21 protein-coding genes and 2 pseudogenes are annotated in these 25,215 nt (G+C 71.1%); 10 read left to right on the top strand and 13 right to left on the bottom strand.

Annotated elements, in window-relative coordinates; all coding sequences use genetic code 11:
* The 6 genes from BMY61_RS18165 to BMY61_RS18140 form a co-directional block, all read right to left on the bottom strand.
* The coding region (locus BMY61_RS18165) for a 13E12 repeat family protein (protein WP_143094410.1) at window positions 1-705 on the bottom strand (705 nt) is incomplete at its 3' end.
* Window positions 706-787: 82 nt separating this feature from the next.
* Entirely contained in the window at window positions 788-2,044 is a 1,257-nt protein-coding gene (locus BMY61_RS18160) for an MFS transporter (RefSeq protein WP_042451957.1), read from the bottom strand.
* Window positions 2,045-2,267: 223 nt separating this feature from the next.
* Window positions 2,268-2,645, bottom strand: a complete 378-nt coding sequence (locus BMY61_RS18155) for a MarR family winged helix-turn-helix transcriptional regulator (RefSeq protein WP_236656239.1) — start codon at window positions 2,643-2,645, stop codon at window positions 2,268-2,270.
* Window positions 2,646-2,866: 221 nt separating this feature from the next.
* On the bottom strand, window positions 2,867-3,688 hold the full coding sequence (locus BMY61_RS18150; protein ID WP_052438988.1) for a hypothetical protein: 822 nt from the start codon (window positions 3,686-3,688) through the stop codon (window positions 2,867-2,869).
* Window positions 3,685-4,374 carry a SigE family RNA polymerase sigma factor gene (locus tag BMY61_RS18145; protein ID WP_269083976.1) on the bottom strand — a complete coding sequence of 230 codons (690 nt, stop codon included), beginning with the start codon at window positions 4,372-4,374 and terminating at the stop codon, window positions 3,685-3,687. The genes BMY61_RS18150 and BMY61_RS18145 overlap by 4 nt, the downstream gene beginning before the upstream one ends.
* A 110-nt stretch (window positions 4,375-4,484) precedes the next feature.
* Window positions 4,485-5,003, bottom strand: a complete 519-nt coding sequence (locus BMY61_RS18140) for a DinB family protein (protein WP_042451959.1) — start codon at window positions 5,001-5,003, stop codon at window positions 4,485-4,487.
* A gap of 179 nt (window positions 5,004-5,182) precedes the next feature.
* Here BMY61_RS18140 and gadC point away from each other — a divergent pair, with 179 nt between their 5' ends.
* The 5 genes from gadC to BMY61_RS46270 all read left to right on the top strand — a co-directional run bounded on the left by gadC (window position 5,183) and on the right by BMY61_RS46270 (window position 10,557).
* Window positions 5,183-6,667, top strand: coding sequence for a glutamate/gamma-aminobutyrate antiporter GadC (gadC, locus tag BMY61_RS18135; protein ID WP_042451963.1), 1,485 nt, complete (start codon window positions 5,183-5,185; stop codon window positions 6,665-6,667).
* The gene (locus BMY61_RS18130; RefSeq protein WP_042451966.1) at window positions 6,664-7,101 is read left to right on the top strand and encodes a hypothetical protein; all 438 of its coding nucleotides are present in this window, start codon (window positions 6,664-6,666) and stop codon (window positions 7,099-7,101) included. The genes gadC and BMY61_RS18130 overlap by 4 nt, the downstream gene beginning before the upstream one ends.
* The gene (locus tag BMY61_RS18125; protein WP_269083977.1) at window positions 7,094-8,455 is read left to right on the top strand and encodes a dipeptidase; all 1,362 of its coding nucleotides are present in this window, start codon (window positions 7,094-7,096) and stop codon (window positions 8,453-8,455) included. The genes BMY61_RS18130 and BMY61_RS18125 overlap by 8 nt, the downstream gene beginning before the upstream one ends.
* Window positions 8,456-8,468: 13 nt before the next feature.
* Window positions 8,469-9,995, top strand: coding sequence for an MFS transporter (locus BMY61_RS18120; RefSeq protein WP_042451969.1), 1,527 nt, complete (start codon window positions 8,469-8,471; stop codon window positions 9,993-9,995).
* A gap of 211 nt (window positions 9,996-10,206) precedes the next feature.
* Complete coding sequence (locus BMY61_RS46270; protein ID WP_052438989.1) at window positions 10,207-10,557, top strand: hypothetical protein; 351 nt, start codon at window positions 10,207-10,209, stop codon at window positions 10,555-10,557.
* A gap of 87 nt (window positions 10,558-10,644) precedes the next feature.
* Here BMY61_RS46270 and BMY61_RS18110 read toward each other — a convergent pair.
* The 3 genes and pseudogenes from BMY61_RS18110 to BMY61_RS45040 form a co-directional block, all read right to left on the bottom strand.
* A pseudogene (locus tag BMY61_RS18110) lies at window positions 10,645-10,806 on the bottom strand (NCS2 family permease); the annotation flags it as partial.
* Window positions 10,807-10,900: 94 nt separating this feature from the next.
* Window positions 10,901-12,271, bottom strand: coding sequence for a hypothetical protein (locus BMY61_RS18105; RefSeq protein ID WP_042451974.1), 1,371 nt, complete (start codon window positions 12,269-12,271; stop codon window positions 10,901-10,903).
* Between the two features lie 312 nt (window positions 12,272-12,583).
* Window positions 12,584-12,745: pseudogene (locus BMY61_RS45040) on the bottom strand (NCS2 family permease); the annotation flags it as partial.
* Between the two features lie 273 nt (window positions 12,746-13,018).
* Between BMY61_RS45040 and BMY61_RS18095 the strand changes: the two are divergent.
* Both BMY61_RS18095 and BMY61_RS18090 read left to right on the top strand, forming a co-directional pair.
* The gene (locus BMY61_RS18095) at window positions 13,019-13,237 is read left to right on the top strand and encodes a lipocalin/fatty-acid binding family protein (protein ID WP_143094409.1); all 219 of its coding nucleotides are present in this window, start codon (window positions 13,019-13,021) and stop codon (window positions 13,235-13,237) included.
* A 14-nt stretch (window positions 13,238-13,251) separates the two neighbouring features.
* The gene (locus BMY61_RS18090) at window positions 13,252-13,968 is read left to right on the top strand and encodes a creatininase family protein (RefSeq protein WP_042452238.1); all 717 of its coding nucleotides are present in this window, start codon (window positions 13,252-13,254) and stop codon (window positions 13,966-13,968) included.
* Between the two features lie 193 nt (window positions 13,969-14,161).
* Here the strand turns inward: BMY61_RS18090 and BMY61_RS18085 are convergent, their stop codons facing one another.
* The gene (locus BMY61_RS18085; RefSeq protein WP_042451981.1) at window positions 14,162-14,464 is read right to left on the bottom strand and encodes a hypothetical protein; all 303 of its coding nucleotides are present in this window, start codon (window positions 14,462-14,464) and stop codon (window positions 14,162-14,164) included.
* Window positions 14,465-14,639: 175 nt separating this feature from the next.
* On the bottom strand, window positions 14,640-16,100 hold the full coding sequence (locus BMY61_RS18080; protein WP_042451982.1) for an NCS2 family permease: 1,461 nt from the start codon (window positions 16,098-16,100) through the stop codon (window positions 14,640-14,642).
* A gap of 156 nt (window positions 16,101-16,256) precedes the next feature.
* Here BMY61_RS18080 and BMY61_RS18075 point away from each other — a divergent pair, with 156 nt between their 5' ends.
* From BMY61_RS18075 to BMY61_RS18065, 3 genes are read left to right on the top strand one after another with little or no spacing between them, the layout of a single operon-like run.
* Entirely contained in the window at window positions 16,257-16,568 is a 312-nt protein-coding gene (locus tag BMY61_RS18075) for a DUF2530 domain-containing protein (protein WP_042452240.1), read from the top strand.
* A gap of 19 nt (window positions 16,569-16,587) precedes the next feature.
* Window positions 16,588-18,981 (top strand): HAD-IC family P-type ATPase, encoded by a 2,394-nt coding sequence (locus tag BMY61_RS18070; RefSeq protein ID WP_042451986.1) that lies wholly within the window; start codon window positions 16,588-16,590, stop codon window positions 18,979-18,981.
* Between the two features lie 58 nt (window positions 18,982-19,039).
* Window positions 19,040-20,536 carry a DUF2079 domain-containing protein gene (locus tag BMY61_RS18065; protein ID WP_143094408.1) on the top strand — a complete coding sequence of 499 codons (1,497 nt, stop codon included), beginning with the start codon at window positions 19,040-19,042 and terminating at the stop codon, window positions 20,534-20,536.
* A gap of 22 nt (window positions 20,537-20,558) precedes the next feature.
* Here the strand turns inward: BMY61_RS18065 and BMY61_RS18060 are convergent, their stop codons facing one another.
* The gene (locus BMY61_RS18060) at window positions 20,559-23,906 is read right to left on the bottom strand and encodes a sacsin N-terminal ATP-binding-like domain-containing protein (protein WP_042451989.1); all 3,348 of its coding nucleotides are present in this window, start codon (window positions 23,904-23,906) and stop codon (window positions 20,559-20,561) included.
* A gap of 150 nt (window positions 23,907-24,056) precedes the next feature.
* The gene (ccsB, locus tag BMY61_RS18055) at window positions 24,057-25,214 is read right to left on the bottom strand and encodes a c-type cytochrome biogenesis protein CcsB (protein ID WP_042452244.1); all 1,158 of its coding nucleotides are present in this window, start codon (window positions 25,212-25,214) and stop codon (window positions 24,057-24,059) included.
* Window position 25,215 lies beyond the last annotated feature (1 nt).

Below are 25,215 nucleotides of genomic sequence, written 5' to 3'. Positions count from 1 at the left end.
CTCCGGAACCAGATGCGCGTGCAACTGCCTCGCCGCCTGCCGCAACTGCACCAGATGCAACCCAGGCGCGTGCGCCACCAGCAACTCCTGCGCCGCCACCCGCGCCGCCTCGTCCTCCACCGGCGCCAACTCCCGCGCCAACACCCCCACCTGGTCCGCCGACAACCCACCCGCCGCCTGCGCGCACCGCACCACCGGCAACCGGTCCAACTCCCGCGCCAACCCCACCAACCGACTCGCCCGCCCAAGCGACATCTGCCCGTGCGTCCGCAAGAACCCCTTCGTCGACCGCGACCGCAACGCCAACGCCCCACCCGACCGGTCGAACAACGCCAACCGACGCAACTTCTCCGCCGCCAGCCGCTCCTCCAACCGCTCCAACGCCAACACCTGCTCCGCCTGGAAACGCGCACCCGCAGCCAGCAACACCTCATCCCCCTCCCCCGCCAAACCCGCCAACAGCACATGCACCACCGACGGCAACGTCCGCAACACATCCACCACAGCAACAGCCGACGAAGAAGAAGACGAGGAGGAAGAAGAGGAGGAAGAAGAGGAAGAAGAGGAAAGAGAAGAAGAGGGAGACTGGCGGGAAGAAACCGGGGTCAACGGGTCGGCCAGAAAAGCATCCCCGAGCGAGGCAAAACCCCCACCCATGGACGCCTCCCCACCCTCACACCCGCCCCCGAACATCGAGGCGTCCATAGAACAAGCTTGACACCCCGCCCCCTCCCCCACCATCACTCACAAGAGTGAAAAACCCCTGTTCAGAGGGGGTTTGATCACATCACCGCGGCACCAGCGCCAGCACGCGGCCCTCCTGCCCGAACCCGTGCGCGAGGTCCAGCCGCAGCCGCAGGTTGCCGATCCGCGCCAGCGCCAGGCCGATCAGGCCGGCCGCACCCGCCGAAACCAGTCCGCAGGCCATCAGCCCCACCCGGGGGCCGTACTGCTGGGTCAGCCAGCCCACCACGGGCGCACCCACCGGCGTTCCGCCCGCGAACACCATCATGAACAGGCTCATCACCCGACCGCGCATCTCCGGTGCCGTCCGCAGCTGCACCATCGCGTTCGCCGCCGTGTTGAACGTCAGCCCGAGCAGGCCGACGATCGTGAGCAGCGCCGCGAAGGCCCAGAAATCCGGGGCCAGGCCGGCCAGGGCCTCCAGCACGCCGAAGCCGAGGGCCGCCGCGACGAGCAGGCGCAGTCGCGGCTGGGCCCGCCTGGCCGCCAGCAGCGCACCGACCAGCGAGCCGACGGCCAACGCCGTGTTGAGCAGACCGTACTGCCCGGGTCCGACATGGAAGACGGAGTAGGCGAAGCCGGAGAGCACCGTCGGGAAGTTGAAGCCGAAGGTGCCGATGAAGCCGATCAGGACGATCGGCCAGATCAGGTCCGGGCGCTCGGCGACGTAGCGCAGCCCCTCCTTCAGCTGGCCCTTCTCGCGCGGCAGTCGGGGCTGACGGCGCAGTTCACTGCTGCGCATCGCCATGAGGCCGAGGATCACCGCGCCGAAGGACAGCGCGTTGACCGCGAAGGCCCAGCCCGCACCGACCGCCGCCATCAGCGCACCCGCGATGGCGGGGCCGACGAGCCGGGCGGTCTGGAAGTTGGCCGAGTTGAGGCTGACGGCGTTGGCGAGGTCGGACTTGCCGACCATCTCCACGACGAAGGTCTGCCGGGCGGGGTTGTCCACCACCGTCACCAGGCCGAGCAGGAAGGCGAACACGTAGATGTGCTCGGCCCGGACGACCCCGGCGAGGGTGAGTGCGGCCAGGCCCGCCGCCAGCAGGCCCATCGCGCCCTGGGTGGCCATCAGCAGCTGTCGCTTCGGGAACCGGTCCGCGATGACGCCGCCGAACAGGCCGAACAGCAGGACCGGCAGGAACTGCATGGCCGTGGTCACGCCCACGGCGAAGGCGCTGCCCGTCAGGCTGAGCACCAGCCAGTCCTGGGCGATGCGGGAGATCCAGGTGCCCGAGTTGGACACCACCTGTCCCGCGAAGAAGTAGCGGTAGTTGCGGTTGTGCAGGGCGGAGAACATGCCTCCGCGCTTCGTGCTTCTGAAGTTGTTCTTCTCGTTCTTCTGGTACTTCTCGTACTTCTGGTACTTCTCGTCGGTCGTGTTCGTCTGAGCTTCGGTGGCTTCTGTCTCTCCGTGCGACGAATGCAAGAGCTTCGCGTCCCCTATGCGGTTGTCATCTGTCTCTCCTCCGTATGCCTGAGTTGCCGTCACCGACGCGCGCCTGTCGCACGTCCGCCGTTGTTCAGAGTTGCGCGAGCTTCTCCAGGACAGGAGCGGCGGCGCGCAGCACCGCCCGCTCCTCCTCGGTCAGCCCGGAGCTGAGCTGGGTGAGCCAGGCGTCCCGCTTGGCCCGGCTCTGATCGAGAATGCTCTCGGCCTGCTCGGTGCTGCTGACGACCACCTGCCGGCGGTCCTGGGGGTGCGGCTCGCGCCGCACCAAGCCCTTCTCCTCCAGCATCGCGATGATCCTTGTCATCGACGGCGGCTGCACGTGCTCACGCCGGGCGAGCTCTCCTGGCGTGGCGCTCCCGCAGCGCGCGAGCGTGGCCAGGACCTGCATCTCGGTGGGCGTGAGGGACTCCTCCACCCGCTGATGGCGCAACCGCCGAGCCAACCGCATCACCGCGGACCGCAGGGTGGCCACGGCCACGTCGTCCTGGACGGATGTGTCAGCGACGACTCTGTCGACAGACCGGGCGTCCGTCGGCTCCGGCAACTCAGGCATATTAGTTACCCTAGCTCATTACCTTTGCTAAGGAAAACGGATTGCCGCCTGGGCCCCCTGTGACTCCGGCCTCAGTGACTCCGGCCTCAGTGACTTGGGCCTCAGTGGTGCCGGCCTCAGTGCGTCGGGCTGCTCGTGGCGAGATGGGGCGGCACCAGGGTCGCCAGCACCTTGCCGCTCGCGTCGTAGACGGTGATCTCGGCGTCGAACATCATCGGGTCGCCCACCGAGCCCGTGTTCGGCAGCCAGAGGTATCCCGTCGCGTAGCCCGGGTGACCGGCCAGCTCGACCACGGTCGCGGGGTGGGTGACGCCGTCGACGGTGATCGTCATCCGGGTCACGTCCCCGGGACCGATGTAGAGCGGGGAGTAGGCGGTGCCGTGGGTGTCGCCGTCCGACTGCATGCTGACCGTGCCCTGGGGCTGGTTGCCGTCGGTGACGCTCTTGCAGCTGGACCCGCCCTGCGGGCCCACTCCCTCACAGCGCTCGGACGCGGTGAGCGACATCCAGATCTGGTGCTCGAACCGGACCGTACGCCCGGCCGGCACGATCCGTACCGCGGGCCAGTGGGGGGCTTCCGGCTTCGCCGACGCCGAGGACCGTGCGGACGGCGCGCCCGATGCCGAGGACTTCGCCAACGCGGCCGGGTCGAGGCCGCCGGCCGCCGGGGAGACGGGCGAGCGGTGGGCATCGACCAAGGTCACGCCGAGCAGCGCAGCCGCCGCGGTACCGGCGGTCGCCAGCGAGACGGCCAGCGTCGTCCGCAGGCTCCGACGCCGCCGGTCGATCCGCTCGCGGACCGCCTCCCGCCCGGCCGACCACTCCGACGGCCGGTACCCCTCCACCTCGTCCTCCAGCGCACGTCGCACCATGGCCTCGAACTCCCCGCTCTCGTCGCTCGGACCCGACGCCATCTGCTCGTCGTACTGGTCGGTCATCGGGGTCCCCCTTCGCCACCGACGGCGGCACGCCTGCCGCCGTCCACGTACTCGGCCAGCGCCGGATGGTCACGGAGTTTCGCCAGCCCCCGACTGGCCTGGCTCTTCACGTTCCCGACGGAGCAGCCGACGGCCTCGGCGACCTGCTGCTCGCTCAGGTCCTCCCAGTAGCGCAGCACCACCACCGCCCGCTGCTTCGGCGGCAGCTCGACGAGTGCCTGCAACAGCAGCGAGCGCTGCTCGACGCGGGCCGTCTGCGCGGGTTCCGGCTGCTCGGGCACCCAGGGCATGAGCAGGTGGCGGGCGCGCCGCAGCCGGTGGCGGCTGAAGCTGTTGTTGACCAGGGCCCGGTGCAGGTACGCGTCCGGGGAGTCGAGCCGGCTGACCCGGGCCCAGTGGGGGTAGACCTTCGCCAGGGTCTGCTGGACCAGGTCCTCGGCCTCGTGGTGGTCACCGGTGAGCAGGTACGCGGTACGCACCAGCCGGCCCCAGCGCGCGGCCGCGAACGCGTCGAAGTCGCGCGGGACGTCCTGCTCCCACTCCCCCTGGCGCTCCCCGCCCCGCCGGTCCGCCCGCCGGTCCGGCCGCTGGTCCGGCCGCCGGTCCGGCCACCGGTCCGACCGCTCGCCCGGCCGCTCCCGGGCGGCCGCCGCCGTCCGCACGGACATCACCGTTGACGTCGCCATCCTTCGCACTCCACCCCCGTGCCCCCGTCGCCGCCCGTTGTCGGCGCTCTCCCTCCTTCACCCCGTTCCCCGCGGCGGAGTTGCACGCGCGGCGGAGAACGGCGCCGCGCTCACTCCCCGGTCGCGCCGTCGGTGAGCTCCCGGACGATGTCCAGGTGGCCGGCGTGTCGGGCGTACTCCTGCAGGACGTGGAAGAGGATCCAGCTCAGGGTGGGTCGGGGCGTGCCGTCGTCGGGGAAGCGGCCGCCCGCCGCCGCGAGGGTGGACAGCGGCGTGCCCGTCACGACCTCGCGGGTGTACGCGCCACCCGCGTGCAGCGCGGCGAGCAGGTCGGCGGCCGTCTCCTGCGGGCCGACGTGCCAGCGGTCGTCGGGGCCGCGGTCACCCCAGGGGGCCGGGACCGGCTCGCCCCGGAAGCCCCAGCGCAGCCAGCGCTGCTCCATGTGCACGAGGTGCTTGATCAGTTCGAGCACGGTCCAGCCGGAGGGCAGCCTGCTGACGCGCAGCTCCGCGTCGGGCACGCCCTCGGTCCTGGCGCCGATCACGGACCGGTAGTAGTCGAGGTAGTCCAGCAACAGCGCGCTGGGGTCGGCGAGTTGCTGGTCCGGTTCGCTCAGGGAGGAGTTCATGGCGCCGAGTCTGCCACCGCGCTCGCCACAGGCCTGCCGTCCGGCGCCACGGTTCCCGGCGTCAGGGCGAGCTCGCCCCCGTCCCGGTTGGCCTAGTCCCGCGCGCGTGGCCGAAGGCGTCTGCCGATCATCGGACGTGAGCGGACAGACCTGTCCGCCGGCGACGTGAGGAGGCATGCATGAGTGCCGCGGACGCACCGGCCGGCGACACCGGCCGGGCGGGAGGGGCCAGGGCATCCACGGCTGTTCAGGCTGCGACGGGCCCGCAGAAGATCACGTGGCTGACTCTGGCGCTCATGACGACGAGCTCGGTCGCCAGTCTCCGGGCCGCGCCGACGATGGCCGTCTACGGCCTCGCCTGCGTGTTCCTCTACCTCCTGCCCGCCGTGGTGTTCCTGCTGCCGACGGCGTTGGTCTCGGCGGAGCTGGCCTCGGGTTGGAGCGGCGGGGTCTACAACTGGGTCGCCCAGGGGCTGACGAAACCCCTGGCCTTCCTTGCCGTCTGGTGCCAGTTCGCCATGACGATCTTCTACTACCCCAGCCTGCTCGCCTTCGTGGCCAGCACGATCTCCTACGCGATCAACCCGAGCCTCGCCAGCAACGGTGTCTACACGGCGATCGTCATCGTGGTTCTGTACTGGACCGGCGTCTGGGTGTCCTCCCGTGGCACGAACGCCGTCGCGGGTCTGGCCTCGTGGGGGCTGATCATCGGCACGCTGATCCCCGGCACCCTGCTGGTCCTGCTCGGCCTCGTCTTCCTCGGGCAGGGCAACTCCTCCGCCGCACCGATGAACGCCGCGCACCTCTTCCCGGAGTGGACCGGCGTCGCCAGCCTGGTGCTGATCGTGAACAACTTTCTCAGCTACTCCGGCATGGAGATGAACGCGGTCCACGTCAACAAACTGCGCAACCCGGCCAAGGAGTTTCCGAAGTCGATGTTCCTGGCCATGGGCATGGTGCTGCTGATCTTCATCCTGCCCGCCCTGGCGATCAGCTGGGTCATCCCGTCGGACCAGCTCAGCCTGACCGCAGGTGTCATGCAGGCCTTCGACGCCTTCTTCCAGTACTTCCACGTGGGCTGGCTGGTGCCGATCGTCGCCTTCGCGCTCTGCGCCGCCTCGCTCGGCGGCATGCTCACCTGGCTGGCCGGGCCGTCCAAGGGCCTGCTGCTGATCTCCCGCCAGGAGGGGTACCTGCCCCCGTTCCTCCAGCGGCTCAACAAGCACGGCATCCAGCAGAACATCCTGGTGACCCAGGGTCTGGTCACCACCCTCATCGCCCTGCTGTACGCACTGATCCCGAACGTCTCCAGCGTCTACTGGATCTTCTCGGTCATCACGACCCAGGTGTACCTGATCATGTATCTGCTGATGTTCCTCGCCGCCATCCAACTGCGCCGCAAGCAACCCGACCACCCGCGCGGCTACCGCGCGCCGCTCCTCACCACGCTCTGCGTGGTCGGCTTCGTCGCTTCGGCGCTGGCGATGGCGATCGGCTTCATCCCGTCCTCGCAGTTCGGCAGCGGCAACGCCTGGGCCTATGTCGGCATCGTCGGCGGCGGCCTCCTGCTGCTCGGCGTGGTCATTCCGTTCGCCTTCCTGAAAGCCCGCAAACCCAGCTGGCGGCAGCCGGACGCCGCGACCGACGAGGCGGCCGTGTCATGAGCCCTACGCGTATGTGGTCCGAGCACCGGTGGATCTACGTCGGCGCGATCGTCGTGCTGGTCGGCATGATGATCGCCGGCCTGTTCACCTACACCCAGCAGAAGGCCAACAACCAGGCCGCCAACAAGGCCCACCAACTCAACGACGCCCTCGTCGCCCAGGGCTTCCCGGCCCTGAAGGTCAACAACATCATCGACGTGCTCGGCACCGACGGCGGAGCCGTCTGCAACGACCCCAACTCGGCGCTGAGGCGTGGGCTCTGGCTCGTGCAGATGGCCAACGGCGCGGGCGGCCCGGGGATGCGCCCGGTCATCGCCGACAGCCGGATCCTGGAGGCCGGCGCCGAGGTGGTCAAGGTGTACTGCCCGGACAAGCTGGACGACTACCAGCGCAAGATCAACGACCTCAAGACTGGGAACACCGTCCGTGACTGACTCCACCGAGGACGACCTCGCCGCCCGGGTGACCGCACTGATGCCGCGGGCCAAGGCGGACCTGGCCGAGCTGGTGTCCATGCCGTCGGTCGCCGACGCCCGCCAGTACCCGCCCGAGCACTGCCGCCGCACCGCGGAGTGGGTCGCCGCCGCCTTCACCGAGGTCGGCCTGGAGGGCGTGCACCTCGCGGAGACCCCGGACGGCAGCCACGCCGTCCTCGGCCACCGCCCGGCACCGCCCGGCGCCCCGACCGTCCTGCTCTACAGCCACTACGACGTCCAGCCCCCGCTGGACGACGCCGCCTGGCACTCCCCGCCCTTCGAACTGACCGAGCGCGACGGGCGCTGGTACGGGCGCGGTGCGGCCGACTGCAAGGGCAACATCGTCATGCACCTCACCGCCCTGCGCGCCCTCGGCGCGGACCTCCCGGTGGGGCTGAAACTGGTGGTCGAGGGCTCCGAGGAGCAGGGCACCGGCGGTCTGGAGGCCTACGTCCCCGACCACGTCGACGAACTGCGCGCCGACGCCCTGCTCGTCTGCGACACCGGCAACGCCGCCGTCGGCGTCCCCACCGCGACAACGGTCCTGCGCGGACTCGCCAACGTCGTGGTCACCGTCTCGACGCTGGCCGGGGACGTGCACTCCGGCATGTTCGGCGGTCCGGCCCCGGACGCACTCGCCGCCCTGATCCGGATGCTCGACTCGCTGCGCGACGCCGACGGCGCCACCCGCGTCAACGGCCTGGATGCCACCGGCACCTGGTCGGGCGTCGGCTACGACGAGCAGCAGTTCCGCGCGGACGCCGGCGTGCTCGACGGCGTCGGGCTGATGGGCGCCGACACCGTGGCCGACCGCCTCTGGGCCCGCCCCGCCGTCACCGTGCTCGGCATCGACTGCCCACCCGTCGTCGGTTCCGCCGCGGCCGTGCCCGCGAAGGCCAGGGCCCGCGTCAGCCTGCGGGTCCCACCGGGCGCGGACCCCGACTCGGCCGCGGCGGCGCTGACGGCGCACCTCGAGGCCGCCGCGCCGTGGGGCGCACGGGTCGAGGTCGAGCGGGAGAGCAGTGGCTCGCCCTTCCTCGCCGCCACCGACGGCCCCGCCTACGCCGCGCTGGACCGGGCCATGCGGGAGGCCTACGGCAGGCCGATCTCCTTCCTCGGCCAGGGCGGTTCCATCCCGTTGTGCAACGTGCTGGCGGAGGCGATCCCGGCGGCGGAACTGATCCTGATGGGCGTGGAGGAGCCACGCTGCATGATCCACGCACCCAACGAGAGCGTCGACCCGACCGAGATCGAGCGCATGGCCCTGGTGGAGGCGCTGTTCCTGCGTCACTACGCGGCGAGCGCCCACTGACAGGTGGGTGATCATGGGAACCGACGCCACTGCGGCGGCTCCGGCTCGAGCGGCCGTCGGCGTGCTCGCGGCCACGTGCGTCTCCGCCTTCGTCGTGAACGCGAACACCTCCGCGGTCAGCATCCTGCTGCCCGCGATCAGTGAGGACACCGGTGCGTCGCTGGCGACCCTGCAGTGGGCGGTGACCGGCTATTCGCTGGTCGGTGCCGCCGTGATCGTCACCTCCGGCGCCTTGGGCGACATCTTCGGACGGCGTCGGATCTTCATCGGCGGGCTGCTGTTGTTCGTGGCGTCGTGTGTCCTGATCGCGCTGGCGAACGGTGCCGGACTGGTGATCGCGGGCCGGGCGATCCAGGGCGCGGCGGGCTCGACGATCCTGGCCTGCGGGCTCAGCCTGCTGTCGGCCGGGGTCTCCGGCGAGGCGCAGATGCGCTCGGTTTCCCTGTGGGGCGCGGCGTCCGCCGCGGGGGCGGCGGCGGGACCGCTGCTCGGCGGTGTGCTCGTGGATGTGACGGGCTGGCAGGGGCTGTTCTGGATCGACGCGGGCATCGCCGCCGCCTGCGTGCCGCTGACGCTGCGCACGGTCCGGGAGTCCCGCGATCCCTCGCGCTCACGCGACATCGACGTCGCGGGGACGCTGCTGGTCGCCGCCGTGCTCGTCCCGCTCGTCTTCGCGGTGACCGAGGGCGCCGACTGGGGCTGGCTCAGCGCCCGCACCCTGGTGTGCTTCGCCGTCTCGGCCGCGTCGGTGGTCGGGTTCGTCCTGGTCGAGAAGCGGGTGCGCGCTCCGCTGATCGACCTGGCGCTGCTGCGCAACGCGTTCCTGGTCGGCTCCACGGTCGCCATCCTGGTGGTGGCCGGCTGCATCAACGCGCTCATGTACGTCTGCAGCCTGTACTTCCAGAACGCCGACGGTCTGGGGATGACCCCGCTCGAGGCGGGCTTCGCCACACTGCCCGCGGCGGCAGGCATCGTCGTGACGGCTCCGCTGATCACGCCGTTCGTCGACAGGGTCGGCGCCCGGACGGTGATCGCCGGTGGATTCGGGATCGCGACCGCCGCGTTCGTGGCCCTCGCCTTCGTCCACGCCTCCTGGCACTACGCGGCGTTCGCCGCGCCGCTGGTCGTCGTCGCGGTCGGGCTGGGACTGGCCAACGGTCCCTCCTCGTCGGTCGCGACCGCCTGTGTCACCGAGGACCAGGTGGGCGCGGCCTCGGGGATCTCCAACATGGGCCGCTACGTCGGCGCGGCCGTCCTCACCGCGGTGACCGCGGCCATCTTCAACGCGGTCCGCCTCGACCACCAGTCCGCCGGTGCGCCTGCGGCCGACGCCTTGGCGAGCGGCTTCTCCCGGGCAGCGATCGGCCTCGCGCTGTTCTGCGCGTTCGGGATCGTCCTCGCCCTGTTGGTCGGACGGATCCGCCCCACCGGCCCGCCGACCGCCGCGCACTACGCCGCAGCGGCGGCCGCCGGCTCGCACACCATTCCGACCCGTCCGGTCACCGGGGCGGCGGAACGGCCGGACGGAGCCGGCTCATAGGGGGGCGGAGCGAGGGGCGGCGAACACCGCCGACACCACGTACAGCGCCACCGGCACCTCGCGCGAGTACCCGGTGGCGATGCGCTGGATGCAGAAGACGATGAAGCCGATCCCGATGCCGTTGGTGATCGACGCCGCGAAACGTGTTTGTGTGCCCGGACAGCGAAGACCGTTCCTACCGCGCGGGGCTCGATCAGGCCATCCTGTCCGGATGACGGATATCCCTCGCGCCCTGGAGCAGCTCGTCCACTGGTACGAGGCCGAAAGGACCGCCGGGCTCATACTTCCCCGCGGCTGGTTCGGACGGCCATACGACAACAGGCACGAGTTGACCTGGACTCAGGCACGCCGGACGAAGCTCGTCTTGGAACTGGACCATCAACTGCTGCTCGTCCTCACGGAACCGGCGATGCCTCGTACGGAGGGCCCGAACCTCGTCATGCCGTTCCAGCAGTTGGTGTTCGACTGGCAGGAGTACGGCTCCCCGAGCCCCCACGCGGAGTCGTTCGGGGAGGGAGAACTCACCCTCGCCGGTATCCGCCTGTCGCCGACACGGAGGTAGACCGAGCACAGGCCGTCGAGCAACGCGAACGCGAGGAGGCGGCGGACCCGTCAAGGTCCGCCGCCTCCTCGCGCTCAGGCGCCGGCTCTACTGCCCGATGTGCAGCGCGGGCATCAGGTAGTAGAAGGCGAACACCGCCGACACCACGTACAGCGCCACCGGCACCTCGCGCCAGCGCCCCGTCGCGATGCGCAGGATGCAGAAGACGATGAAGCCGATCCCGATGCCATGGGTGATCGAGGCCGCGAAGCTCAGACACTTTGGCTCCCGCCACAAGTAGTCACGCCATCGAGGAGCCTTCTGCCTGCAGATTGCGGCCTCAGTGCTGCTTCATGAACAGCCGTCAGGTGCGGACGAAGGTCTGCGGGCCCTCGGCGTCCACGTGCGCACCGTCCGGCGTGTTCCAGACGACGAGCCACGTACCGCTGGTGGCGGCCCTGGCGTTGATCGTGTAGGCGCCGTTGGCGTCGGTCTTCACCCGACCCCACGTCTGCCAGGTCTTCGAGCCCTGCGGGCGGAAGAGCAGCGTCACGTAGCCGTGGGCGATCGGCTTCCAGGATCCGACGGTGCCCTGCTGGTACACGTGCCCGCGGAAGACGATCCGACCGTTCCGGCGGACAGTGGTGTGGTTCGGCGTTCCGCCCGTCATCTTCGTGGCGGAGACGGTGGTGTGGACGGTGTTGCTCCGCGCCTCCGGGAACCCACCCGCCGCTGGGGAGTACAGCCGCCAGTAGCCGTGCGGGTTGTTGACCGGCAGGGTGACCTTCAGGTTCCGAGGGAGCGGGCTCGCCGGAATCCGGTCCACCGTTGTCCAGCCGGTCTTTCCGTCGCCGGACTGCTGCAGGTAGAGAAAACCCTGGGAGCCGGCGGGGTCGCTGCTGTCCACGGTCACGGACACGGAGAGCCGCGAGTGGGCGTCGACCGCCGCCCCGGCCAGGTGGAGTGCGAGCTGCTGGTCGATCGAGGTGACGTCGAAACCGGCGGACGAGCCGGTGAGGTACTCGTCCCATCCACCGGTGTGGTCGCGTGCGTCGACCGTCCAGTGGGCAGGAGCGTTCCCCACGTTCTGAGTGAAGGAGAACCTGCCGTCGCCTCCCGAGACGCCTCCCTGCAGCCCCCCAGCCGTTTCGTCGAGCGCGATCGTCTGCTCGGGAGCGGGGTGCCAGGTGCCGTCCTGCTCCTGGTACTCCAGGATTCCGCTGACAGTCGCGGTTCCCCAGGCCGGCACGTGCGCGGCACTGGCCGAGTCGAGAACGATCCGGGTCGGCTCGGCCACCGGAGCAACCTGAGTCGACGGACCACAGAAGACCATGCGGTTGATGACAGCTTTCAGCTGGAGCTGCCGCGTGCCGGCCGAGAACGGTACTTGCGCGGAATGGACGGTGAAGCTGCCGTCCGGGGCGACCTTGCCCCCCGAGCTGACCACGACCGCGTCGCCGACTCCCACCGTTGGGGTGTACGGCCCGCTGTAGGGAGCCAGGGTTCCGTCGGACTGCTTGACCAGCATCTTTCCACTGACCGTCAGGGACTCGTGGCCGAAGGTCAGCATCCCGGACGACGCCTGCAGGTCGGCGAAGAACACACTCGTGCCATCGGACGCCCGGCCCGCGCACCACGGCGCGGGGGTCGCACCGGCCGGGGCCTGGGCCGGGTCGGCGTACGCGACGGCGGCCGGCAACGCCAGAGCTGCGGTCAGCAGGGTCGTCGTGGCCACAGCCGGCAGAGAACGTCGAATCACCTGAACGTCATCCCCCAAGAATGAGCGACAGCCAGGAACCCTCCCCGGGCTCCCGAGCGAAGGCATGGAGACTACGCCGACGGCGCGCCCTCTCGTATGGATTTATGTCTGAATTGCCGAGGTAAGGCCGAGACTTCGTTGCATGATCGTTAAGCTCTTGGATTCGACCGCGTGCAGCCCTCCTGTCGGCCATCGACAGCCGGTCCATCCACCACTGCCGCCAACGGCATCGGGCGGCCGGTCGACCAGAGCCGACCTGCCGCCCGATCGCCGCTCAGCCCGCCCGGCTCACTGCCCGATGTGCAGCGCGGGCATCAGGTAGTAGAAGGCGAACACCGCCGACACCACGTACAGCGCCACCGGCACCTCGCGCCAGCGCCCCGTCGCGATGCGCAGGATGCAGAAGACGATGAAGCCGATCCCGATGCCGTTGGTGATCGACGCCGCGAAACGTGTTTGTGTGCCCGGACAGCGAAGACCGTTCCTACCGCGCGGGGCGCGATCAGGCCATCCTGACCGGATGACGGAAATCCCTCGCACCCTGGAGCAGCTCGTCCACTGGTACGAGGCCGAAAGGACCGCCGGGCTCATACTTCCCCGCGGCTGACGCGTGCACGTACTGCTGCACACCCCGCACGACCTCCACCCGGGCCCGGTCCTCACGCACCTTGCGCCAACCCCACGATTCCGGCGCATCACCGGGGCCAGTTCATGCGGGCCTCGGTGGGGCAGTGGGAGGACGGCCCCGAGCAAGGGTCCTGCAAGGCAATCGAGGCTCTTGAGATCATCCGGGACACCCAGTCGGTTCGTGCTGTCACAGAACTGTCGGCCGCCGAGGAGGAGATGGCCGAGTGCTCCGGGCCCGGAGAGCTGACCGAGTTCCGCGAGCAACTCCGGATCGCCCGAGGGGAGATCGTGCCTCGTGCATGGCAGTATCCGTGAGGGAGACCGCATCCATGGATGCACTGATCACGGATGCCACCTCCCAGGATGAAGGCCGGCGGGCGTCGCGGGTCGCCGTTCTCCCAGTTGGCAGCTTCGAGCAGCACGGAGACTTCCTTCCGCTCGTCACGGACACGGCCGTGGCCTGCATGATCGCTAAGCGGATCGCCAAGGACTACGACCTGTTCTTGCTGCCGCCCATCACCATCTCCTGTTCCCATGAGCACGCTCGGATGCCCGGCACAGTGAGCATCAGCGCCGCCACCCTGCACGCCTTGGTCAACGACATCTGGCGCTCACTGCAGGAGTCAGGGACCGAACGACTCCTCATCGTCAGCGGGCACGGCGGCAACTACGTCCTGTCCAACGTCGTCCAAGAGGCCAACGTGCGGCACCCGCGGATGGCACTCTTCCCGGTTCGCGAGGACTGGAACCGAGCCCGCTTGGACGCCGGTTTGGAGACGACGACACACGACGACATGCACGGGGGCGAGCTCGAAGTCTCTCTCCTGCTGCACGCTGCCCCCGAGCTGGTGCGCCCCGGCTACGAGGGCGCCGATCACGATGCCCCCGAACGGCCCCACTTGCTCACGCTCGGGATGACCGGCTACACGCCAAACGGCATCATCGGCGCCCCATCCCATGGCACAGCCGCCAAGGGCGCTTCCCTCCTGGCCAGCCTCTCCCGATCGGCAGTTGCTCACTTGGAGATCCTCTCCAAGGGCTACTGAACTTGATCGAGTGATGTCGGTGCCGTTCGCCTGACGGTTGGGGGTTGGCGCCGGTGGCCCTGAGGCGCGGGGTGTGCGCCCGTGCGGACCGTAGGCGAGGGACCACCGGAGCCCGCGCACTGCACCGCACGCTCGCATCAGTGACACCATGCTCGCCAAGAATCCTGTGGAAGCGCCCGCAAGGACGCTGGGGCTACGGGCCGAGTAGACCAAAAACAACATCGTCGGCGAGCGAGACGGCGTACGCCGGCTTCCCGCCGACCGCGAGCGAAACGGCATCAGCGGGGCTGCCGCCGACCTCGAGCGAAACGGCGTACGCCGGCTTCCCGCCGACCGCGAGCGAAACGCCATCAGCGGGGCTGCCGCTGATGCGGGTGTGGGACACCGTGGTAGCGGTCGATGAGCGGCCCTGGGCGCTCGCGGCCGGAACACTCGCCGCAAGAGCGGCGCCGAGCAGGACGGCCGCCGCGGCGGCACGCTTCATGAAGGTAGTCATGACCGGAGGTGTAACCCAAGCCGGACACCGTCACGCTGCCGAGATCAGCGGCTCACCCCCTTGGAGCCGTGCGCAGGCGTCCGAACGGCCGCTCCCCCGCTCCAACGCCCGGCGCCGCATGCAGCATGCGAAAGGACCCCGACCAGCGGGGCCCTTCGCGCAGGTCAGCGACCTCTCACTGCCCGATGTGCAGCGCGGGCATCAGGTAGTAGAAGGCGAACACCGCCGACACCACGTACAGCGCCACCGGCACCTCGCGCCAGCGCCCCGTCGCGATGCGCAGGATGCAGAAGACGATGAAGCCGATCCCGATGCCGTTGGTGATCGAGTAGGTGAACGGCATGATGATCATGGTCAGGAACGCCGGGATGGCGATGGTGAAGTCCGACCAGTCGATGTCCCGGATGCCGCTCGCCATGATCAGGAAGCCGACGACCAGCAGGGCGGGAGTCGCGGCCTGGCTCGGGACCATGGTGGCGAGCGGGGTGAGGAAGAGCGCCGCGACGAAGAAGAGGCCGGTGACCACCGACGCGAGGCCGGTGCGGGCGCCCTCGCCGACGCCGGTGGTGGACTCGGCGAAGCAGGTGCCCGCGGAGCTGGAGGTGGCGCCGCCGGTGAGGGTCGCGATGCCGTCGATCATCAGCACCTTGTTCATGCCCGGGAGGTTGCCCCGCTTGTCCAGCAGGTGGGCCTCCTCGGCGACGCCCAGCACCGTGCCCATGGCGTCGAAGAAGCACGAGAGCAGGACGGTGAAGACGAACAGGACGCCCGTCAGCACGCCGACCTGACTGAAGCCGCCGAACAGGGACACCTTGCCGATGAGGCCGAAGTCCGGGGTGGCGACGGGGTTGTGCGGGAGCGCCGGGACGGTGAGGCCCCAGGACTCGGCGGGGACGTTGGCGACCTTGTCGACGATCATCGCGAAGACGGTCGCGACGACGATGGAGATGAGGATCGCGCCGGGCACCTTGCGGACCAGCAGGATCAGGGTCAGCAGCGCGCCGAGGACGAAGACCAGGGTGGGCCAGCCGTTGAGGTGGCCGTTGCCGCCGAGCTGGAGCGGGACGGTGGTGTGGGCCGCGTCCGGGATGCGGGTGACGAAGCCGCCGTCGACCATGCCGATCAGGGCGATGAAGAGGCCGATGCCGATGGCGATGGCCTTGCGCAGGCTGAGCGGCACCGCGGCCATGACCCGCTCGCGCAGACCGGTGGCGACCAGGACCATGATCGCGATACCGGCCAGGATGACCATGCCCATCGCGTCCGGCCAGGTCATCTTCGGGGCGAGCTGCAGCGCGACGACGCTGTTGACGCCGAGGCCGGCCGCCAGCGCGATCGGGACGTTGGCGAAGACGCCCATGAGCAGCGTGGTGAAGCCCGCGGTGATGACCGTGGCGGTGACCAGCTGACCGCTGTTCAGGTGGTGGCCGAATTTGTCCGTCGCGGAGGACAGGATGATCGGGTTCAGCACGATGATGTAGGCCATCGCGAAGAACGTGGCGGCACCGCCACGGATCTCGCGGCCGAGGCTGGAGCCCCGCTCGGAGATCTTGAAATACCTGTCCAGGCCGCTGGCCGGAGCCTGGGGGCCGGGTTCAGCGGGCGAGGTCGTGGCGGAGGCGGCCGACGAGGTCATGAAGGGGATTCCTGTTTCAAGCGAAAGATCATGCGCACACGAGCGAGAGTTCGAGCGCGTCCAGTATCAAATAAACAAAAAGTTTTAGCCATCTGCGCGCGTAGACTGTACAAAGCTCCAAAACAGGACCGTCACGGTACGCTCAGCAGCGTGAAGATGCCCGGCCTCGTCAAGACGACAACGAAGCTCCCCGCGGCCCCGCCGATGGAGGCGAACGACGTCGCCATCGTCACCGGTGGCACGGTGCTGTGGCTCGTCGGCTTCCTGGTGCTGCTGCCCTTCCACTCCTCCATGGCCGCCCACGGTCGCGGCGACTGGCAGTGGATCTGCCTGGCCGGCTTCGGCCTCGGCCTGATCGGCATCTGGTACTGCCGCGCCCGACGTGCGGCGATCCGCAGGGACGCGATCAGCAGGGCGGCCACACAGGGTGAGGGCGAGCGGCGTGCCCAGCAGGCGCCCGGGGAGTAGCCAACCTAGGGTCGGGGCTATGACCAGCACGCTCCCGACCCTCACCGGACTGACCGATGCCGAGGTGGCGCAGCGTGTCGCCGCGGGACAGGTGAACGACGTCCCGCTCAGGTCCAGCCGGTCGACCGCCGAGATCGTGCGGGCCAACGTCTTCACCCGCTTCAACGCGATCATCGGCACGCTGTTCGTGGTCATCCTGGCGGTCGGGCCGATCCAGGACGGGCTGTTCGGCTTCATCATCGTCGCCAACACCGGCATCGGCATCGTCCAGGAGCTGCGGGCCAAGAAGACGCTCGACAACCTCGCCGTCATCGGCGAGGCCAAGCCGCGGGTGCGGCGGGGTGGGCGGACCGTCGCGGTCAGCAACAGCGAGGTCGTGCTCGGGGACCTGGTCGAGCTGGGGTCGGGCGACAAGATCACCGTCGACGGCGAGGTCGCCGAGGCCGAGGGTCTGGAGATCGACGAGTCGCTGCTGACCGGTGAGGCGGACCCGGTGGTCAAGAAGCCGGGCAACCCGGTGCTCTCCGGCAGCTTCGTGGTGGCCGGCGGCGGAGCGTTCACGACGACCAAGGTCGGCCACGAGGCGTACGCCGCCCAGCTGGCCGAGGAGGCGAGCCGGTTCACCCTGGTCCAGTCGGAGCTGCGCAGCGGCATCGACACGATCCTGCGGTTCATCACCTACCTGCTGATCCCGACGGCGATCGGGCTGATCCTCAGCCAGCTCTACGTCTCGCGCAGCGACGTGAAAGAGGCCATCCGGCGCATGGTGGCGGGGATCGTGCCGATGGTGCCGGAGGGGCTGGTGCTGCTGACCTCCGTCGCTTTCGCGATCGGCGTGGTGCGGCTCGGGCGGCGGCAGTGCCTGGTGCAGGAGCTGCCCGCGATCGAGGGGCTGGCCCGCGTCGACACGGTCTGCCTGGACAAGACCGGCACGCTGACCGAGGGCGGCATGGACGTCGAGGAGCTGCGCACCCTGGCCGGCGGCGGCCGCCAGGACGTTGAGCACGCGCTCGGCGCGCTGGGCACCGCCGACTCCCGGCCCAACGCCAGCCTCCAGGCGATCATCGACGCCTACCCCCGGGCCGAGGGGTGGACGGTCGTGGAGGCGGCCGCGTTCTCCTCCGCGCGCAAGTGGTCGGGGGCGGAGCTGCGGAACGGGTCCGGCACGGTGGCGACGTGGCTGCTGGGTGCCCCCGACGTACTGCTGCCGTCGGGGAGCCCGACGCTCACCGAGGTGGACGAGCTGGGCGCGCAGGGTCTGCGGGTGCTGCTGCTGGGCCGCACGCCGACCCCGCTGGACGCGCCGGACCCGGCGGTGGGCCTGGTCCCGCAGGCCCTGGTGGTGCTGCGGCAGCGGGTCCGTCCGGACGCGGCCGACACGCTGCGGTACTTCGAGCGGCAGAACGTCTCGGCCAAGGTCATCTCGGGCGACAACGCCCTGTCGGTCGGCGCGGTGGCGGCCTCCCTCGGCCTGCCGCACGCACAGGACCCGATGGACGCGCGGCAGCTGCCCAGGGCGGCGACGGAGCCGGAGGGCCTCGCGGACGCGGTGGAGGGGCACTCGGTCTTCGGCCGGGTCACGCCGCAGCAGAAGCGGGACATGGTCGGCGCACTGCAGTCGCGCGGCCACCACGTCGCGATGACCGGCGACGGCGTCAACGACGTGCTGGCGCTCAAGGACGCCGACATCGGCGTGGCGATGGGCTCGGGCAGCGAGGCGACCCGGGCGGTGGCCCAGATCGTGCTGCTGGACAATCGGTTCTCGACGCTGCCGCTGGTCGTCGCCGAGGGGCGGCGGGTGATCGGCAACATCGAGCGGGTCGCCAACCTCTTCCTGGTGAAGACGGTCTACGCGGTGCTGCTGGCGCTGGCGACGATCATCTTCCAGGTGCCGTACCCGTTCCTGCCGCGGCACTCGACCGTGCTGAGCGGGCTGACCATCGGCATCCCGGCGTTCTTCCTGGCGCTCGCGCCGAACAACGAGCGGGCCCGGCCGGGGTTCGTGCGGCGGGTGCTGCGCTTCGCGATCCCGGCGGGCGTGATCGCGGGGACGGCGGCCTTCACCTCCTACATGCTGGCCCGGGCCAACCACGCGACCGGGCAGGTGGCGGACACCTCCACGGCGACGCTGACGCTGTTCGTCGTGGCGCTCTGGGTGCTGGCGATCATCGCCCGGCCGTACGCGCTGTGGAAGTTGATCCTGGTGGCGATGATGGGCCTCGGCTTCGTGCTGGTGATGACGGTCCCGTGGGCGCAGAACTTCTTCCAGCTGCACCTGGAGGGCTGGCGCGACCCGCTGACGGGCGCGCTCATCGGCGTGGTGTCCGGGGTGCTGCTGGAGATCGTCTGGCGGTACATCAACATCGGCCTGCCGCTGCTGCCGAGCGTGAAGGCGCGCCGCCCACAGGAGTAGACCTCTCGTCACCGGTCACCCCTTCTCCGGAGGGGGCCGTACCGGTACCGTGCGGCGGGTGACCCAGGGAGCGACCTCGACCGGCGGCACGACCGTCGGCATCCCCACGCAGCGTGCGGGCGGGGGCATCGGTGCGGGCGGGGGCATCGGTGTCGGCCGGGCCCGCCACCGACTCGCGGCCAAGCGCCCCACCTGGCCCTACCTGCTGCTGGGGCTGCTGTTCTGTGCCGGCTACGCGGTCATCGAGCTGACCCGCTACCTGCACGACGGCTCGATGTCCTGGGACACCGCGATCTTCGTCGAGGAGGTCCGCGCCTACGCGGACTTCCAAGCGCCGATCGTCCACATCAAGGGCCCGGACGCGAACATCCTCGGCGACCACTTCAGCCCGATCACGGCGCTGCTGGCGCCGCTGTGGTGGCTCTTCCCCTCCACGGTGACGCTGCTGCTCGCGCAGGCCGCGCTGTTCGCGAGCTCGGTCAGCGTCGTCGCGGGCACCGCCGGGCGGTTCCTCTCCCGCACCAAGGCGCTGTGCCTGGGCACCGCGTACGGGCTCTCCTGGGGGCTGCAGCGGGCCGTCGACTTCGACTTCCACGAGATCTGCTTCGCCGTCCCCCTCCTGGCGGTGGTGCTGCGCAACGTGCTGCTGCGGCGGTACCACCGGGCCGCGTTCTGGGCGCTGCCGCTGACGCTGGTCAAGGAGGACCTCGGGATCACCGTGGCAGCCGTCGGCCTGCTGCTGTTCCTGCTGCGGGAGCGGGCGCTCGGGGTGATGCTGGCCGTGTTCGGCGCCGGCATGACGGCGCTGACGGTCTGGGGTGTGATCCCGCACTTCAGCCCGACGGGCGCCTACGGGTACCGCGACAAGCTGCCGTCCGGCGGGTGGTCGCACTGGCTGACCGGCCTGCTCAGCCCGGCGGACGTGAAGCTGTCGACGCTCGGGATGCTGCTGGCGATCACCGGTTTCCTGGCGCTGCGCTCGCCGCTGCTGGTCGTGGCGCTGCCCACGCTGGGCTGGCGCTTCGTCTCCGACAACCCGGACTACTGGGGCACCGGCTGGCACTACAACGCGGTGCTGATGCCGGTGCTGTTCCTGGCCCTGGTCGACGCGGTCCGCCGGGTCCGCGAGCGGGAGGGCTCGCCCCGCTGGCTGCGCGCCTACGCGGACGGCGCGGTGGTTCCGGTGGTGACGGCGGTCGCGCTGACCCTGTGCGGGACGCTCGACCTCCCGGCGGTCTCCGTGCTGCGCGCGTCGACGTACGCGGCGACACCGCGCAGCGACGCGATCTCTCGCGCGCTGGCGCTGGTGCCGGACGGGGCGACGGTGGAGTCCAACATCACCGCGATGTCCCGCCTGGCCGCGCGCACGGACCTGTACTGGCTGGGCGGCAGCAAGGCGGCTCCCCCGCAGTACGTCGTCCTGGACCTGTCCTACGGCTGGTCGCCGTCACCCCCGGCGGACCTTCCGGGCTACGCGGCGCAGATGCACCCGGGGCACAGTTACCGGGTGCTGACGGACGACATGGAGTTCGCGGTGCTGGAGCTGGTGAACTGAGGCCGTCCGTCAGAGCTGCGGCTCACCCCTCGAAGTCCCGTGCGGCGCTGAGCTCGTAGGCGCGGTCCGGGTCGCCGAGCAGGGCCAGCACCTCGAAGCGGCGCGCCCACGCGCCCGCCGCCCAGGCGAGCCCGGCGGCCAGGCCCTCCGGCGTCGCCGCATGGAGCGTGCCGAAGGGGACGACCGGCGCGAACTCGTCCGACTCCACGACGAGTTGCTCTCCGTCCGGCAGCGCGGGCGCCTCGCTGTCCGCGTCCCAGCGCCAGCCGACCGGAGCCTCCTCGCCGTCGGGGCCGACGACGAGGAGCTCCTCGTGCTCCTCGTACACGGCCGGGCAGCCGGGCAGGAGTTCGCGAATCTCCTCCGGGACGGCGCGGACCGTGCCCTCCGTCAGGACGCGGCCGCCCGCGATCTCGCTGGCCAGCGAGACGTGCAGGCGCTCGGCGAGCGCGGGGGCGAGCGCCGGGGCGACGGTGATGAGCGGGAAGTCGTCCAGCAGCTGCACGAGATCGGGCGCGTCCGCGACGACCGCGTCGGCGACGTCGACGATGACGGTGTGCGCGGGGCGCCGGTGCGTGGCGGGGTCGAGCGGCGGGAGGGCGCGAACCTCGTCGGGGAGCGGGATCCGGTCCAGCGGGACGGCGGCCAGCGCGGTGTAGATGCCGTGGAGCTGACGGTGCGCCACCGGGCGCTCCGCGTCGGCGAGTCGGTCGAGGACGTCGTCGGGGCCGTCCGGCTCCGCCAGCAGCGCGGTGAGCGTGGTGCGGACGCCGAGGGCGTGCAGGAAGGCCTCGTCGAGGTCGGTGCGGGCCTCGTCGTAGAGGCCGCGCAGGAGCCGGTCGCCGCCGGCGGCGCGCAGGCCGGCGGGGGCGCGGCCGTCGAGGACCGGGTGGTCGCGCAGCCACCAGGCGGCGTACGGGACGACCTCGGCGGTGCGCCCGTCCGGCAGCAGCAGACGGACCTTGTCGACGACGGCGCTGCGCAGCGGCGGCCGGGCGAGCAGGGCGAGGGCCTGCGGCCAGGCGTCGTCGGCGACGAGGTCGAGGTCGCGGACGGCCAGCAGTTCGGCGGCGACGGGCGGGACGGCGGGGACGCCGGGCGGCAGGTCGTCGGCTCCCAGCAGGGGCTCGGTGACGTCCTCCGCCCACTCGGCGAGCCCGTCGGGCGCCTCGTCGAGCAGGGCGGCGGGCTCGCCGCCGAGCGCGCGGTCGGCAGGGGCGGTGGGGTCGAAGCGGTCGAGGTCGTCCGGGTCGAGGACGGCCTCCTCGGCACGCAGCAGGCCGAAGCCGTGGGCGACGCCGACGGCGCGCAGCACCGCGGCGTCCCAGCGCTCGACCAGCTCCTCGTCGAGGAAGACGGCGTCCTCCTCGTCCGCGATGGCGGCCAACGGACTTCCGGGCAGGACGAGTTCACCGGCGGACGCCCACGCGCCGTACTCGTCGGTCAGTGCCAGCCGGGCCAGCCACGGATACTGACCCTCGGTCAGTTCACCTTCGGCCAGCGCTGCCTGGACGACCCGCAGGACGGCGTCGGCGAGCTCCTCGGCCTCCTCGTCGTCCTCCAGCTCGGCCGAGCGGGCGACGGCGGCGCGCACCTCGGGGGTCTCCAGCACACCGGCGGGGGTGGCGACGCCCGCGCCGAGCTTCTCCAGCAGGGGGTGGGCGGCGTCGGGGTGGGCCAGGCGCAGGCCGAGGATCTCCAGGTCCTCGACGCGGACGGGGCCCTCCTCCCCCACCGGACTCGACGCATTCACCGGCACCAGCACCCGGCGCGGGCCCCGCACCATCCGGCCGTCGGCGAGCGGGACGGGCAGCGCGCCGAGCGCCTCCGGATCGGCGCCGGCGAGGGAGCCGTAGAGGTTGCGCCACCACTCGGGTTCGCGGTCGAGGTTGGCGAGCTGGTCGACGGTCTCGGCGAGGGCGACCCGGCGTACGTCGAGCGCGCGAAGCTCCTGGCGGCGCTCCAGCCCGGCGGGCAGCAGACCGGGCAGGACGGCGGCGAGCGCACGCACCACCTCGGCGTCGGCGCCCTCCAGCAGCACGGCGTCGCGGGGACGCAGCGCCGTCTCCCCCTCCTCGTCGGCCACCTGGGGCAGGAACGGTGTCTCCGGCAGCCGCTCCAGGATCGCGCGGCGCAGCTTGGCGTCCAGCTCGCCCTTGCCGAGCGGTGCCGGGACCAGGCGCAGCGAGCCGAGGCTCGCGCCGCGGCGGCGGACCAGGTCGGCGTAGGCGTCGGCGGCCTGCTCGACGAGGAAGTCGGTGAGCGGGCCGGGGGCGACGTGGCGCCGGGTGGAGTCGAGCGGGAAGCTCGCGATCAGCAGCGCGGGCAGGCCGAGCGGCTCGTCGCTGGGGGTGGGCGCGTGCAGGTAGGCGCTGCGGACGCGGACCGGGTCGCCGGCCTCGTCGACGGGGACGGCCCAGGTGAGCGACCAGAACGGGCGGTGCCGCTCCTCGGTGGTGCGGTCCGCGAGCAGCGCGGCGTCGAGGGCGCCGCCGCGGCTGAGCACCTGCCAACGGGTCGGCGAGCCGTCGTCCTCGATGACGACCTCGTCCTCCGCGACGGTCACGGTGGCGGCCTCGGAGCCGGCCCGGTCCTCGGAGACGGGCCGGCGCCGGACCAGCGACCGCGCACTGTCCTCGGTCTCGATGACGACCTCGGTCAGACCCGGCAGGGCCAGCAGCAGCGCGTCGTCGGTGTCGTCGAGGAGACGGCGGGTCAGGTCCTCGGCGGCGGCGTCGCGCAGCGGCAGCAGCACGACCGTGTCGTAGCCCTCGGGCGGGGTGCCCTCGGTGGGCAGCGGCAGGCGCAGCAGCGGGACGTGGCCCTCGCGGCGGCGCAGCTCCTGGGTGAGGCCCGCGTCCGCGCCCTCGCGTGCGGCGGCGTCGGCCGCCAGCTGCCGGGCCTCGGCGAGCGACCAGCGCACGCCGCCGGGGACGCCGATGACGCTGGGCTCGTCGGTGACGGACAGGACCGCGGAGAAGCCGACGCCGAAGCGGCCCACGGCGCCCGCGTCGCGCTCCTCGCGCTTGGAGGAGGCGCGCAGCGTGGAGAGCGACTCGACGCCCTCGGCGTCCAGGTGCGCGCCGGTGTTGGCGGCGGCGAGAACGCCACCCTTCAGGGTGAGCCGGAGCCGGCCGGGGACGCCCGCGCGGCGGGCGGCGTCGGCGGCGTTCTGGGCGAGCTCGACGACGAGGCGGTCGCGGTAGCCGCCCAGCGCGAGCTCCTCCTCGGCGTTGGCGTCCTCGCGGAACCGGGCGGGCGCGGCGGCCCACGCGTCGAGCACGCGCCGGCGCAGCGCGGCGGTGCCGAACGGGTCGGCCCCCTCCGTGCCGTCGTTGCCGAACCCGTCCGTCGCGGTCCTGGCTGTCATGCCGTCCTCCTGGTCCCCGGTGAAGCCGTGGCCGTGGCGAAACCCCAACCGAAGCCGTGGCCGCATTCTGCCTGGTGCGGGTGACAGGGACGAAAACGGGACGCCGGGTGTTCACACACCCGGCGTCCCGTCGCCTCGACCTCGAGCAGATCAGATGCCCGCGTAGCTGTGCTTGCCGTTGATGAAGATGCTCACGCCGTAGGCGTTGAACAGGTAGCAGGCGAAGGCGACGAAGACCAGGATCGCGGCCTTGCGGCCCTTCCACCCGGCGGTGGCGCGGGCGTGCAGGTAGCAGGCGTAGGCGACCCAGGTGATGAACGCCCAGGTCTCGGTCGGGTCCCACTCCCAGTAGTGGCCCCAGGCGGCCTCGGCCCAGATGGCGCCCGCGATGATGGTGAACGTCCACAGCGGGAAGACGAAGGCGTTGATCCGGTAGGACCACTTGTCCAGGGTCGCGGAGGCGGGCAGGCGCTCGAAGGCGTCCGACCACCAGCCGTCCTCCTTGGTGAGCCCCCTGGCCTTGCGGGACTCGTAGACGTCCTTGGCGACGTAGAGGATCGCCGCGATCGCGCCCGCGTAGAGGGCGCCGCCGCAGACCATCGCGCCGGAGACGTGGATCCACAGCCAGTACGAGTGCAGGGCCGGGACGAGCTGCTCGGAGTCGACGTAGAACTCGGTGACGGCGATGCCGAGGCCGAGGACGGCGCCGAGGGTGACCGGCAGGCCCATCCAGCGCACGTTCTTACCGGCCGCGAGCAGCGCGACGAAGAGCAGCGAGGCGATCATCGTCACGGCGACGGTGAACTCGTAGAGGTTGCCCCACGGCGGCCGGTGCGCGGAGATGCCGCGGGTGATGACCGCGCACAGGTCGAGCAGCGCCGCGAGCGTGGTGAGCGAGACGGCGATGCGGCCGATGCGGTCCGCGCCCTCGTCGCCGCCGGCGGCGCCGACGCCGTCGACGGGCGGGGCCGCGTCACCTCGGGTGACCACGTCGACCTTGCCGGCCTTGGCGGCGACGGTGCGGGTCAGCGTGGTGGTGCCGCCGCCGGCGCCGGTGACCTTGACGGCCACGGTCGGCGCGGTCCGCGCGGCGACCTCCTCCGCCTCGGCGTCGGCGACCGCCTGGCCGAGGGAGGAGCCGGCCTTGGCGGCGAGCGCGGCGGACTGCCGGGCGACGCGGCTGCGGCCGCCGAAGGTCCACTCGGCCGCGTAGGCCAGGAAGGCCAGCAGGAACACTGCCATCGCGGAGTAGACCAGGACGTTGGAGATGTTGGCGAACTTGGTGTCGATCGCCGCCTCGGCGAGGATC

Origin of the sequence: Streptacidiphilus jiangxiensis, from assembly GCF_900109465.1 — a bacterium.
Taxonomy (GTDB): Bacteria; Actinomycetota; Actinomycetes; order Streptomycetales; family Streptomycetaceae; genus Streptacidiphilus; species Streptacidiphilus jiangxiensis.
The sequence above is the reverse complement of the archived record's forward strand: the minus strand, read 5'-3'. Positions and strand labels throughout refer to the sequence as shown.